The sequence below is a fragment of the Kitasatospora sp. NPDC008050 genome (assembly GCF_042957465.1).
In the GTDB taxonomy this organism is placed as follows: domain Bacteria; phylum Actinomycetota; class Actinomycetes; order Streptomycetales; family Streptomycetaceae; genus Kitasatospora.
In genome coordinates this window covers 161266-174079 of record NZ_JBIBIJ010000008.1, presented here as the reverse complement: position 1 = coordinate 174079, position 12814 = coordinate 161266, and the positions used below count along the sequence as shown (strand labels likewise).

At 73.5% G+C, this 12814-nt stretch carries 10 protein-coding genes and 1 pseudogene; all 11 read left to right on the top strand.

Translation table 11 applies throughout. The annotated features are described in order from the left end of the window. The first annotated feature begins 83 nt into the window (after positions 1-83). The 11 genes and pseudogenes from ACFZB9_RS17965 (at position 84) to folE (ending at position 12784) form a co-directional block, all read left to right on the top strand. Positions 84-1574, top strand: a complete 1491-nt coding sequence (locus ACFZB9_RS17965) for an FAD-dependent monooxygenase (protein WP_391448177.1) — start codon at positions 84-86, stop codon at positions 1572-1574. A gap of 146 nt (positions 1575-1720) precedes the next feature. Next, positions 1721-2860 (top strand): glutamate--cysteine ligase, encoded by a 1140-nt coding sequence (locus tag ACFZB9_RS17960; protein WP_391448175.1) that lies wholly within the window; start codon positions 1721-1723, stop codon positions 2858-2860. Next, on the top strand, positions 2841-4625 hold the full coding sequence (locus tag ACFZB9_RS17955; RefSeq protein ID WP_391448174.1) for an N-acetylglutaminylglutamine amidotransferase: 1785 nt from the start codon (positions 2841-2843) through the stop codon (positions 4623-4625). Before ACFZB9_RS17960 ends, ACFZB9_RS17955 begins: the two co-directional genes overlap by 20 nt. A 14-nt stretch (positions 4626-4639) precedes the next feature. Beyond that, a complete protein-coding gene (locus tag ACFZB9_RS17950) occupies positions 4640-6889 on the top strand; it encodes an alpha/beta fold hydrolase (protein ID WP_391448172.1) in 2250 nt (749 codons plus the stop codon). A gap of 376 nt (positions 6890-7265) precedes the next feature. Next, entirely contained in the window at positions 7266-8249 is a 984-nt protein-coding gene (locus ACFZB9_RS17945; RefSeq protein ID WP_391448170.1) for an isopenicillin N synthase family dioxygenase, read from the top strand. Positions 8250-8316: 67 nt separating this feature from the next. Further along, the gene (locus ACFZB9_RS17940; RefSeq protein WP_391448168.1) at positions 8317-9069 is read left to right on the top strand and encodes a class I SAM-dependent methyltransferase; all 753 of its coding nucleotides are present in this window, start codon (positions 8317-8319) and stop codon (positions 9067-9069) included. After that, positions 9066-10346 (top strand): ATP-grasp domain-containing protein, encoded by a 1281-nt coding sequence (locus tag ACFZB9_RS17935; protein WP_391448166.1) that lies wholly within the window; start codon positions 9066-9068, stop codon positions 10344-10346. The genes ACFZB9_RS17940 and ACFZB9_RS17935 overlap by 4 nt, the downstream gene beginning before the upstream one ends. Continuing rightward, the gene (locus ACFZB9_RS17930) at positions 10343-11011 is read left to right on the top strand and encodes a 7-cyano-7-deazaguanine synthase (RefSeq protein ID WP_391448164.1); all 669 of its coding nucleotides are present in this window, start codon (positions 10343-10345) and stop codon (positions 11009-11011) included. The genes ACFZB9_RS17935 and ACFZB9_RS17930 overlap by 4 nt, the downstream gene beginning before the upstream one ends. A gap of 25 nt (positions 11012-11036) precedes the next feature. Further along, a complete protein-coding gene (gene queD, locus ACFZB9_RS17925) occupies positions 11037-11399 on the top strand; it encodes a 6-carboxytetrahydropterin synthase QueD (protein ID WP_391448163.1) in 363 nt (120 codons plus the stop codon). Positions 11400-11503: 104 nt separating this feature from the next. After that, a pseudogene (locus tag ACFZB9_RS17920) lies at positions 11504-12163 on the top strand (7-carboxy-7-deazaguanine synthase QueE); the annotation flags it as partial. Continuing rightward, complete coding sequence (gene folE, locus ACFZB9_RS17915; protein ID WP_391448161.1) at positions 12164-12784, top strand: GTP cyclohydrolase I; 621 nt, start codon at positions 12164-12166, stop codon at positions 12782-12784. The last annotated feature ends 30 nt before the right edge of the window (positions 12785-12814 follow it).

The window sequence follows — 12814 nt, the reverse complement described above, 5'->3', positions numbered from 1 at the left end:
TGGCTCAGGCACGAACCGCGATCGCAGGCTGGTTCCCGAGGGCCCGTCAAGCCGCGGGCCCGACCCCGAGTCAGGGAGTGGACATGGACACCGATGTTCTGGTGGTGGGGGCCGGCCCGACAGGGCTGATGCTGACTCACGAACTGCGGGTCGGCGGGGTGTCGGCCGTGCTCGTCGACCGGCTGCCCGAGCGCAGCGAACTGTCGCGGGCCGGCGGGGTGCACCCGCGCACGATGGAGGTCCTGGACCAGCGAGGCCTGCTGGAGCCGCTGTTGGCCACCGGCGACTACCCGGTGAGCTCCGGTCACTTCGCCGGGCGGCCGCTGGACACCGAGGACCTGGACAGCAGGCTGCCGGGACGGTTCATCCCGCAGACCGTCATCGAGGACTTCCTCACCGACCGGCTGGCCGACCACGGCATCGGGATCCGCCGGGCGCACGAGCTGGTCGGCCTGGCGGCCGACGAGGACGGGGTGACCGCGACCCTTCGCCACGGCACCACCACCGGCACCGTGCGTTCGGCGTTCCTGGTCGCGGCGGACGGCGCGCACAGCACCGTCCGGGCCCTGCTGGGGATCGCCTTCCCCGGCAGGCCGGGCACCGACACCGCGCTCGTCGCCGACGTGCGGCTGCACGACACCCGGCCCTCGCGGCCCGAGCCCGGGCCCGGCGGCCTCGGCCAGTCGCACACGGTCGCCGCGGACGGGACCTGGGCGATGCAGTTCCCGCTCGGCGGCGACCTGCGCCGGCTCGCGCTCGGCGGTCCGGCGCACGCCCTGCCGCGGGAGACCCCGGTGACCGGGGAGGAGATCCGCGCGGGCCTGGACACCGTGTACGGGCCGGGGGTGGAACTGGTCGAACAGCGCTACGCCTACCGGATCACCAACGCGGCCCGCCAGGTGGCGGACTACCGGCACGGCCGGGTGTTCCTGGCCGGCGACGCCGCCCACATCCACCTGCCGATCGGCGGCCAGGGCATGAACACCGGCCTCCAGGACGCGGTCAACCTCGGCTGGAAGCTCGCCGCCACCGTGCACGGCTGGGCGCCGCAGGACCTGCTGGACACCTACCAGAGCGAGCGGCACCCGGTCGCGGCCCGTGTCCTGCGCATCGTCCAGGCGCAGGGCCTGCTCATGGACTGGGCCGGTACCGGCGCCGCGGACCTGGCCGCCACCGGCGAGCTGTTCGACACGCTCCTCCAACTGCCCGACACCAGGCGCTACCTGGCCGCCCGGATGGCCGGGCTCGACATCCACTATCCGATGCCCGGGCAGCCCGGCCATCCGCTGCTGGGCCGGCGCGCGCCCGACCTGCGCCTGACCACGCCGGACGGCCCGGTCCGCCTGCACGCGTTGCTGCGCACGGGGCGGGGCCTGCTCCTCGATCCGAGCGGCGGCACGGACCTCGCACTCGTCTGCCGCCGCTGGAAGGACCGGGTCGACCTGGTCCCGACCGACACGGCCACCGACGCCCTGCTGATCCGCCCGGACGGACACGTCTGCTGGGCCGCGCCCGGGCCCCACCCGTCGGAGCACCTGGAGCGCGCCCTGCGCCGCTGGTTCGGGCGGGGCTGAGGATATTCCCGGCCCGGGCTCCTGATGCGGTGCCGGTGCGGCCGTGGGAGGTTGGTTCATCGGGGGCGGCGGCCGCGTGGAGCGGCCGTCCGGGCCCGGCGGGTCGGTGACCCGCCGCGGCCCAGAACCCGGTTCGGAGGTGTCCGATGGCCGTGTCGATGGGCGTCGAGGAGGAGTTCCACATCGTCGATGTGGAGAGCCGGATGCTGGTGGCACGGGCCCAGGACGTGCTGGACCGCCTGCCACGGCGCGGCTTCGTCACCGAGTTCCTGCAGTCGGTCGTCGAGTCCAACAGCGGCGTGCACGGCTCGCTGGAGGCGCTCTACGCCGATCTGGCCCACTCCCGGCAGACGCTCTCCGCCGCCGCCGGCGGGCTCGGGCTGGCGATCGTGGCGGCCGGTACCGCGCCGCTGGCCCGGGCGGGAGCGGTCGACGCGACCCCGCACCCCCGCTACCTGCACATGGCGGACGAGTACCGCGTGGTGGCCGACGAGCAACTGATCTGCGGCGGGCAGTTCCATGTGGACGTGCCCGACCGCGACACCGCCGTCCGCGCGATGTGCGTGGTCTCGGCCTGGCTGCCCACGCTCCTGGCCCTGTCCGCCAGTTCGCCCTTCTGGCTCGGCGCGGACACCGGGTACGCCAGCTGGCGGACCCTGCTGTGGCAGCGGTGGCCCACCAGCGGTCCGGCCGGCTGTTTCGACTCGGCGGCCGACTACGACGCGGCCGTGACGCGGCTGGTGCGCTCCGGGGTGATCAGTGACGCCGGGATGGTCTACTACGACATCCGGCCCTCCGCGCACCAGCAGACGCTGGAGCTGCGGGTCTGCGACGCCTGCCCCCGGGTGGAGACGGTGGTGATGATCGCCGGGCTGTTCCGTGCGCTGGTGGTCGACGCCTGCGCGGCCGTGCGGGAAGCCCACGGGTGCCGGCCCGCCCCGCCGCAGTGGCTGCGCGCGATGACCTGGCGGGCCGCCCGCTCGGGGCTGGGCGGCGAGCTGGTGGACCCGACCACGGGTCTGGCCGAGCCGGCCCGGGCCGTGGTCCGGACGATGCTGGCGCGGTTGCGGCCGACGCTGGAGGAGTTCGGCGACTGGGAGATCGTCTCCGGGGTGGCGGAGGAGACGCTGGCCCTGGGTGACGCCGCCCACCAGTTACGGTGCGTCGCCGCCGAGGGCGATCTGACGGCGGCCGTCGACTTCCTGGTCGACCGGACCCACGCGTACCCCACCAGCTCAGTGTCACTCCTGAGGGAGGTGGGCCGGCATGTGCGGGCTGAGCGGTGAGATCCGCTTCGACGGCGGGCGCCCCGACCTGGCCGCCGTCGAGCGCATGACCGACCGGCTGGCGGCCCGCGGGCCCGACGGGCGGGGCCTGTGGTCGCAGGGTGCCGTGGCGCTCGGCCATCGGCGTCTGAAGATCATCGACCTGTCCGAGCGCGGGGCCCAGCCGATGACCGACTCCGCGGCCCGGCTCACCGGGGTCTTCAACGGATGCGTCTACAACTACCGTGAGCTGCGCCGGGAGTTGGAGGGGCTGGGGCACCGCTTCTTCTCCACCTCCGACACCGAGGTGCTGCTCAAGGCGTACCGGCAGTGGGGCACGGCGTGCGTCTCGCGCCTCTACGGCATGTTCGCCTTCGCGGTGGCCGAACTGGACACCGGGCGGCTGGTGCTCGCCCGCGACCGGCTCGGGATCAAGCCCCTCTACCTGGCGCAGCGGCCGGGCCGGCTGCGCTTCGCCTCCTCGCTGCCCGCGCTGCTCGCGGGCGGCGGGGTGGACACCTCCCTCGACCCGGCCGCGCTGCACCAGTACCTGAGCCTGCACGGCACGGTCGCCGCGCCGCGCACCGTGCTCGCCGGGGTGCGCAAGCTCCCGCCGGCCACCGTGCGGGTGGTGGAGCCCGACGGCCGCCAGCACGACGAGTGCTACTGGCAGCCGTCCCACTGCCGCCGGCCCGAGCACGCCGGGATGGACGCCGCCGACTGGCGCGATGCGGTGCTCGACGCGCTGCGCACCGCGGTGCGGCGCCGCACGGTGGCGGACGTGCCGCTGGGGGTGCTGCTCTCCGGCGGTCTGGACTCCAGCCTGATCGTGGCGCTGCTGGCCGAGGCGGGCCAGCACGACCAGGCCACCTTCAGCGTGGGGTTCGAGACCGAACGCGGCGAGCAGGGCGACGAGTTCAGGTACTCGGACCTGGTGGCCCGGCAGTTCGCCACCGACCACCACCAGATCATGGTGCCCTCCGACCGGTTGCAGACCGCGGTGGACCGGGCGCTGACGGCCATGAGCGAGCCGATGGTCAGTCACGACGTGGTCGCCTTCCACCTGCTGGCGGAGCAGGTCTCCAAACACGTCAGCGTCGTGCAGAGCGGCCAGGGCGCCGACGAGATCTTCGCCGGGTACCGCTGGCATCCGGCCCTGGCGGCCGTGCCGCGCGAGCAGGAGCCCGAGACCTTCGTCCAGCTGTTCTTCGACCGCTCGCACGCCGATCTGAGCCGGATGCTCCAGCCCGAGCTGCTCGCGGAGCACGACGCCTCGGGCGAGCTGGTCCGCGCGCACATGGCGGTCGAGGGGGCCGAGACCGCGCTGGACGCGGCCGTGCGGCTGGACACCCACGTCCTGATGGTCGACGACCCGGTCAAGCGGGTCGACAACATGACCATGGACTGGGGCCTGGAGGCGCGGGTGCCGTTCCTGGACCACGAGCTGGTCGAGCTTGCCGCGGCCTGCCCGCCGCAGTTCAGGCTCGCCCACGGGGGCAAGGGGGTCCTCAAGGAGGCCGCCCGGGAGCTGCTGCCGGCCGAGATCATCGACCGGCCCAAGGGCTACTTCCCGGTGCCGGCGATCCGGCGCATGGCGCCGCCGGTGCTCGACCGGATCCGCCAGGCCCTGACCGCCCCCGAGGCCCGGGCCCGCGGGGTCTTCCAGGAGGCCTATCTGGAGCGGCTGCTCGCCGCGCCGGACGCCCATCGCACGGCGCGCGGGGCCAATGCGCTCTGGCAGGTGGCCCTGCTGGAGATGTGGCTCCAGTCCCACCGGATCGGCTGAGCGGGAGGCGGAGCATGGCGGACCGGCAGACGGACCCCGCGGGACCGTGGTGGCCACGGCCCTCCCCGGCGCCCCTCGTCGAGGCCCTGCCCGACGCGCGGGGCGCCCGGGAGTCGCACAGCCCGGTGAGCGCGCACGGCTGCTGGTACCCGTCGGCGGACCCCACCGGCGCCCAGGTGGCCTTCATCTGCAACCGGGGCGGGGTCCCCCAGCTGTGGACCGGACCGGCCGACGGCGACGACCCGCACCTGCTGGACACCGGGCTCGACCCGGTCATCGAGGTCTCCTGGTCGCCGGACGGCCGCTGGATCGCCTACACCACCGCTCCCGGTGGCGGCGAACTCACCCGGGTGCTCTGCATCCGGCCGGACGGCAGCGACCGCCGGGTGCTGGCCGGGGCGGCGGCGGGCTCCACCGCCTACCTCGGCCGCTGGAGCCGCGACGGTTCGGCGCTCGCCGTCACCGCCACCGATCCGCCGGCCGGCCTGCTCCTCGTCGAGCGGGGCGTGGCCGGCCCCGCCCCGGCGCACCGCTCGCAGCAGGAGGGGCCGCCGGGGGAGTGGAGTGGCGGCGGGCACCCGGTCCTGCTCGGCGGCGCCCACCGGGGCGAGCTCGGGCCACCGGGGGCGGCGGACGCGGCGGTACTGCGCGCCTCGCGGCCGGCGCCCGGTGCGCCCGACTCGGAGCCGCACCTCACCGGTGGCGGGCTGGCCGTCTTCCTGGCCGATCCGGCCGGCGTACGGCCCGCCGAGCTCATCGCCACCGAACCCGCGGGCGCCACGCTGCGGGTGTGCGACAGCACGGCGGACGGCCGGCTCGTCCTGCTGCTGCGCGGACCGCGCGGTGGGCGCGAGGCCGTGGTGCTGCGGACCGACGGCCGCCGGACGGCCTACTCGGTGCCGGTGGCCGACGGCGATCCGTGGATCGGCCGGTTCTCGCCCGACGGCCGCAGGCTCTACCTGCGCAGCGACGCCGACCGGGAGTTCGCGGCCCTGATCACCGTCGAGCTCGGGCCGGACGGGAGCGGCCTGCGCCGGGTGGTGACCGCCGGGCGCGAGGACGCGGACCTGGAGCTGCTGTCGGTCGCCGCCGACGGTCGCAGCGCGGTGCTGGCGTGGAACATGCGCGGCCGTACCGAGCTGGAGACCATCGCGCTGCCCGCCGCACCCGCCGCACCCGCCGCAGCCGCCGCACCCGCCGCACCCGCCGCACCGGCTCCGCCCGCCCCTTCGGTGTCGGAGGCGGTGTCGGCGTCGGAGGCGGAGCAAGCGGTTCAGGCGTCGGGCGGGCTCGCCCCGCGGGCGGTGGCGCTGCCGCACGAGGTGGTGACCCGGATCAGCCCGGCCGGCCCGCGGGGACTGGTGCTGGCCGTCTCCGGCTCCCGCCGCCGGCCCGGTGTCTGGCACACGCCCGACGGCGTGACGCCGCTGCGGACTCCGTGGTCCTCGCGTGACGAGGACGTCGTCGCACCCGACCAGGCCGCGCCGGTGCGTCCCGAGCACCTGCGCCTGCGCGCCCGCGACGGGCTGGAACTGGGCGGCTGGTACTACCGCGCGCCGGGCCGGGAGCCCGACGGCCGGGCCCCGTGCGTCATCCACCTGCACGGCGGGCCGGAGCAGCAGGAGCGACCGGTGTTCGAGCCGCTCTACCACGAGCTGCTCGGCCACGGCCTGGACCTGTTCGCCCCCGACGTGCGTGGTTCGCTCGGCTCGGGCCGCTCCTTCGTGAACGCCGACCTCGGTACCGGGCGGTTCGCGGCGATCGACGATGTCGCGGACTGCGCGACGCACCTGATCACCCTCGGACTGGCCGATGCCCGGCGGCTGGCCGTGATGGGCCACTCCTACGGCGGCTACCTCACGCTGGCCTCCCTGGTCTGGCACCCGGAGCTGTTCCGCACCGGTGTCTCGGTGTGCGGCATGTCGGACTTCCTGACCTTCTTCGCCGGCACCGAGCCCTGGATCGCCCGCTCGGCCGCCGCCAAGTACGGCCACCCCGAGCGGGACCGTGACCTGCTGCGGGCCCTGTCCCCGATGAGCCGCATCGACGCGCTGCGGGTGCCGGTGCTGACGGTCCACGGCGAGCACGACACCAACGTGCCGCCGGGCGAGTCCGAGCAGCTGGTCCGGGCGGCCCGCCGGCGGGGCATCCCCGCCGAGCTGCTGCTCCTGCCGGGCGAGGGCCACGAGTTCCGGCGCACGCGCAGCCGGGTCCTGTTCCGCCGCACCGCGGCGGACTGGATCGAACGTCACGTCACCGGGTGACGCCGGAGTCGGCACAGGCCACAGGCCACAGGCCACAGGCCATTGGCCATTGGCATGATGATCGTATTCTGGCGTGAAATCGCCCCTGTGTGATCCCAGGGCAGCCGGGGATCGGAGACGGCGCATCAAGGGAAAGCGTCGAGCTTTGTTCGCTGACAAATCATTTAATGATAATTCGGCGGAAGTCGGGAATGCGGACGCTGGGTGCGGCTCTCCCGCGGTCGGACGGCGTTTTCTGGTTAACCTTCAACCATGTCGTTGACATCCGTTCGGGGGGCGGCTGAGACTGGGTCAGGGGGAGCGACTCCGAATTCCCCTGAGCGGCTGCGGAATTCCGCCACAATCCCCCGGACCGCACCCAAAGGAGCGTGCAGTTGTGAGCACCGAAATCCCTTCCGTCGACCTGGAGGAATGGCTGGCCGCGGACACCGGCCGGCGCGCGGACCTGCTGCTCCCGGTGGACGCGGCCCTGCGCGAGACCGGCATGTTCCTGCTGACCGGTCACGGCGTCCCCAGCGCCGGCGGCGAGGACTTCCGCCAGGCGGGGCTGTCGTTCTTCCGGCTGCCGCGGCAGACCAAGCTCGGCTACGAGATCCAGGGACAGTACGACAACGGCTGGCGCGAGGTGCACCGCAACGTCGGCATCCCGGCCGCGATCGCGGACGACACCAGCGCCCCCGACCTGCACGAGTCCTTCTACGCGGGGCCCACCCACCGCACCGGGAACACCGCGTTCGACAACCTCTTCTACCCGGCCAACCGCTGGCCCGCCGAGCTGCCGCAACTGCGCGAGGCAGCCGATGCGTACACCGGCCACATGGTCAGGGTGGCCGGGCAGGTCAACCGGATGTTCGCCGAACTGCTCGGGCAGCCGGCGGACTTCTTCACCTCCCGGGCCCGGCGGGCCACCTGGACGCAGAACGTCAGCTGGTACCCGTCGCTGAACCGGCTGGGGCAGCCGGGCAGTGGGCGGATGCGCAACGCCCCGCACACCGACCTGGGGACCTTCACCCTGCTGAACCGTCAGCCGGGCAAGAGCGGCCTGGAGGTGTGGAACGAGGCCGACGGCTGGTTCGCGCCCGCCTACCCCATGGACTCCGACACCCTGATCGTGATCCTCGGCGACCTCATGGAGCTGTGGACGGACGGCCGTTGGCGCGCCCTGCGGCACCGGGTGCCGGCGCCCGGGGCGGACGCCCCCGACGAGGAGCAGGTCTCCCTGGTGTTCTTCTTCGAGGCCGATCCGGACGCCGTGATCGAGCCGCTCGCCGCCCCCGCCGGCGGTGGCCTGGGCCTTGCGCCGGCCGTCGCGGGCGAGTCGATCCTGGGCAAGCTCGGCGTCCCGCTGACCCCCGCGTGAGGCGCCCGCGCCCACCCGGGCGCATTCCCCGGCCCCGGCCGGCACCCGCCCGAGGAGGCGAGCGACTGTGACCAACCCCGCGTTCTATTCCAAGGTGGCCGCACGGTTCGGCGGCTACCCCGACTGGCCGCCCCGTGACACCCGCTACCCCGACGGGGACCCCGAGGTCTACGTCGACACCATGCTAGCCGCGCTGGGCGGCGGCAGCCTGCTGGACGTCGGCTGCGCCGACGGCCGCAACCTGCTCGCGGTGGCCGACCGGTTCCGGCGGGTGCGGGGCATCGACCTCTCGCCCGAGATGGTGGCCGCCGCCCGCCGCAACCAGCGCGAATCCGGCCTGGACCACGTGGACTTCGAGGTCGGCGACGCCTCGGCCACCGGCCTGCCCGACGGCTCGGTGGACGTGCTCTGCTCCCGGCGTGGACCGCTGTTCCCGGCCGAGTTCCACCGGGTGCTCGCCCCGCAGGGCGCCGTCGTGCACCTCGGCATCGGCGAACAGGACGTCCGGGCGCTCAAGGAGGCCTTCGGCCGCGGCCAGAACTACGGCGGCTGGCACGAGGCCCCGCTGGCCGATCAGGGCCGGGCCCGCCTCACGGCCGCGGGCTTCGACGTGGAGCAGCGCTCGTTCCGGTTCGACGAGTACTTCCACCACCCCGACGACCTGCGCGGGTTCCTCGGCAAGGTCCCGATCTTCGAGGACTTCGACCCGGTCGCCGACCGGCCCGCCTTCGAGAGCTACCTCGCGCGCGCGACCGGCGAGCGCGGCATCCACCTGGCCAGGCACTGGTTCGTGCTCATCGCCCGCAAGAGCGCTGCATGACCGCCCGCGGCAGGCACGACGTGCTCGTCGTCAGCTCCTACAAGCCGCTCCCCGCACGGCTGCTGGCCGACGAACTGCTCGGCCGGGTGCACGTCATCACCGAGCCCGCGTTCGCCGGACTCCACGGACCACGGGCCGAGGTGACCACCGTCGCCGACATCGACGACCTGAGCGCCGTGTGCGACGCCGCCCTGGACATCCTCGCCGAGGGGCCCATCGACGCGGTGCTCACCCCCGCCGAGGCGGGCATCGCCGCCTCGGGGCTGCTGCGCTCGCACTACGGCATCCAGGGCATCGGCTACGAGACCGCCAACGCCTGCTCCAACAAGTACGTGATGAAGCGGACCCTGGCCGCGGCCGGAGTCCCGGTCACCCCCTTCCGGCCGGTCTACCGACTGGACGGCGTACCGGCCGCCGCCGCCGAGCTGGGCTGGCCGGTGGTGGTCAAACCGACCTTCGGCGGCGGCGCGTTCGACGTCGTCGAACTGGCCACCCCGCAGGACTTCCTGGCCTTCGCCGAAGGCCCGCGCGCGCAGCGGCTGCGCGAGCGCCGCACGCCGCTGCTGGTCGAGTCGCTGGTCGAGATGGCCGCCGAGTACCACTGCGACGCCGTGGTGCACGAGGGCGAGGTGCTGTTCGCCGCCGTCTCCCGCTACCACGGGCCGGTGCTGCGCAGCCTCGGCGGCTTCGTCGGCTCCTACCCGCTGCCCGAGGGCCACCCCGACCGGCCCGCGGCCCACGCCCTGCTGCGCCGGGTGCTCACCGCGGTGGGCCTGCGCTCCGGGGTCGCGCACGTGGAGATGTTCCGCACCGCCGACGCGATCCTGGTCGGCGAACTCGCCTGCCGCCCGCCGGGCGGGGGACTGGTCGAAGGGCTCGCCCTGCAGTACGGGGTCGACCTGTGGCAGGCGTTCCTGGAGACCTCGCTGGGGCTGGCGCCGACACTGAGCCCGCACTCGGCCGACCACATCGTGGTCAATTCGATGCTGCCCGCCCGCCCGGGACGCATCACGGCGATCACCCCGGCCGAGAAGCTGGCGGCCCTGCCGGACGTGCTCCAGGTCTCCCTGACCCGGCGGGTCGGCGACCTGATCGACCCCGACCTCTACTCCACCTCGCACACGGGGGTGGTCCTGTTCGCGGTGGAGCGTGAGGAGGAGGTCCCGCTGCGCCTGGCGGAACTCGCTCAGCTCTACGCACTCGACGTGGCACCGGTGCCGGGCCCCGCCGAGCCGGGCGGCGCCGGCCACGGCACCGGGAAGGGGAACGACCAGTGAGCAGCGTCGTCGCCGTCGTCTCCGGCGGGATGGACTCGGTCACCATGGCCCACCAACTGGTCGCCGAGGGGCACCGGGTGCACCTGGTGGCCGTCGACTACGGGCAGCGCCACCGCAGGGAGCTCGACTGCGCCCGCGCCGCCGCCCGGCGGCTGGGCACGACCTACGACGAGGTCGACCTGACCTCGGTGGGCCGGCTGATGCGCGGCTCCTCGCTCACCGACCCCGCCGTCCCCGTCCCGGACGCGGGCCGGGCGCCGGCCGGCGCCAACCCCGACATCGTGCCCAACCGCAACGCGGTCCTGCTGGCGGTGGCCTTCACGGTGGCGGTGGTGGAGCGGGCGCCGGCGGTCGCGTTCGGGGTGATGGCCGACGACGTGGGCCCCTCGGACACCTCGCCCGCCTTCCTCGACGCGTTCCTCGCCATGGAGCGGATCGCGACCCGCGGCCGGAGCACCGCTGACCTGGCGCTGCTCGCACCGCTGAGCACCCTGCACAAGCACGAAGTCGTCGCCCTCGGCGAGGAGTTGAACGTGCCCTGGGAGCAGACCTGGACCTGCTACCGCGGCGAGGAGCTCCACTGCGGCAGCTGCGCGGCCTGCGTGGAGCGGCGCACCGCGTTCGTCGCCGCCGCCGTCAAGGACCCCACCGAGTACCGGCGTTGACCCACGAAGAGAAGGGACCACAGCCATGACGATGCGGATCAGCAAGCAGTTCGCGTTCTCCGCCAGCCACCGACTCGACGGCCTGCCCGACGGGCACCAGTGCGCCCGCCTGCACGGCCACAACTACGTGGTCGAGGTGGAACTCGCCGCCGAGGCCGATCAGTTGACGCCGACCGGATTCGTCCGTGACTACGGCGATCTGGCGCCGTTCAAGAAGTGGATCGACGCGACCGTCGACCACCAGCACCTCAACGACATCATCAAGTCCAACCCGAGCGCCGAGAACCTGGCCAGATGGATCTACGACCAGTGGTCGGCGCAGCTGCCCGAGCTGTCCGCCGTCCGCATCTCCGAGACGCCCAAGACCTGGGCCGAGTTCCGCCCGTGACCGGGCACCGGGACCGGCCCGTGAACCACGAGGAGGTGATGCCAGTGGAACCGCAGATCGTCGTCAACGAGATCTTCGGCCCCACCTAGTCCGTCCAGGGCGAAGGCCGTTCGCTCGGCCGGCACTGCGCGTTCGTGCGCCTGGGCGGCTGCAACCTGACCTGCCGCTGGTGCGACACCCCGTACACCTGGGACTGGCAGGGCAGCAGTGACACCGGCATCGCCTACGACCCCCGCCAGGAGCTGCACCGCCGCTCCGTCGCCTCGGTCGCGGACCAGGTGTCCGCTCTCGGGGTCGGCCTGGTCGTGGTCTCGGGGGGCGAACCACTGGGCCAGCAGGACCGGTTGGTGCCGCTGATCGACCTGCTCACCGGCCGGGGAATGGAGGTGGAGATCGAGACCAACGGCACCCACGCCCCCCACCCGGCACTGGTGGCGGCAGGTGTGCGGTTCAACGTCTCACCCAAACTGGCCCATTCGGGAGTCCGGGCCGGTCGGCGGATCAGGCCGGCGGCACTGCGGGCGCTGGCCCGCACCCCGGGCGCCGCGTTCAAGTTCGTCTGCCGCGACACCGCCGACCTGGACGAGGTCGGCGAACTCGTGGCGCTCTACGGCCTCGACCCGGTGTGGATCATGCCCGAGGGCCAGAGCGCGGAGCGCGTCAACGAACACATCCACCAGCTGGCGGCCGGCGTCATCGGACGTGGCTGGAACCTCACCACCCGGCTGCACACCTTGATCTGGGGACAGGAAAGGGGCGTCTGAATGCGCATCGACGTGAATGACATCGACGTGAATGACGAGGCCGTCGCCGCGGCGATCGAGATCGCGGCCGTGGCGGAGCCGGACCCGGACCCGTTGATCGGCCTCGCGGTCAGGCTGTTGAAGGAGATCGGGGAGGACCCGGACCGGGACGGGCTGCGGGAGACGCCCGAGCGCTTCGCCCGCTGGTGGCGGGAGTTCACCGAGTACGACCCCGGCACGGTCTCCACCCTGTTCGAGACGGCCACCACCGGGCAGTTGGTGGTGGTCTCCGGGATCGAGGTCTGGTCGCTCTGCGAGCACCACCTGTTGCCGTTCAACTGCTCGATCAGCATCGCCTACCGCTCCACCGAACGGCTGCTGGGGCTGTCGAAGTTCGCCCGGATCGCGCACCAGCACGCGCACCGGCTGCAGTTGCAGGAGCGGCTGGTCGCCGACATCGCCGCCGACCTGATCCGGATCACCGGGAGTCAGGACGTCGCCGTGATCGGGCACGGCGAGCACCTGTGCATGACCATGCGGGGCATCAAGACCAGCGCCCGGATGACCTCCACCTCCATCCACGGTGAGTTCGCCCGGCCCGGCCTGGCCCGTGACGAGCTGCTGACCCTCTTCAACGGCTGACCGGGAAACGGCGGGGCCCGCCCGCCCCGC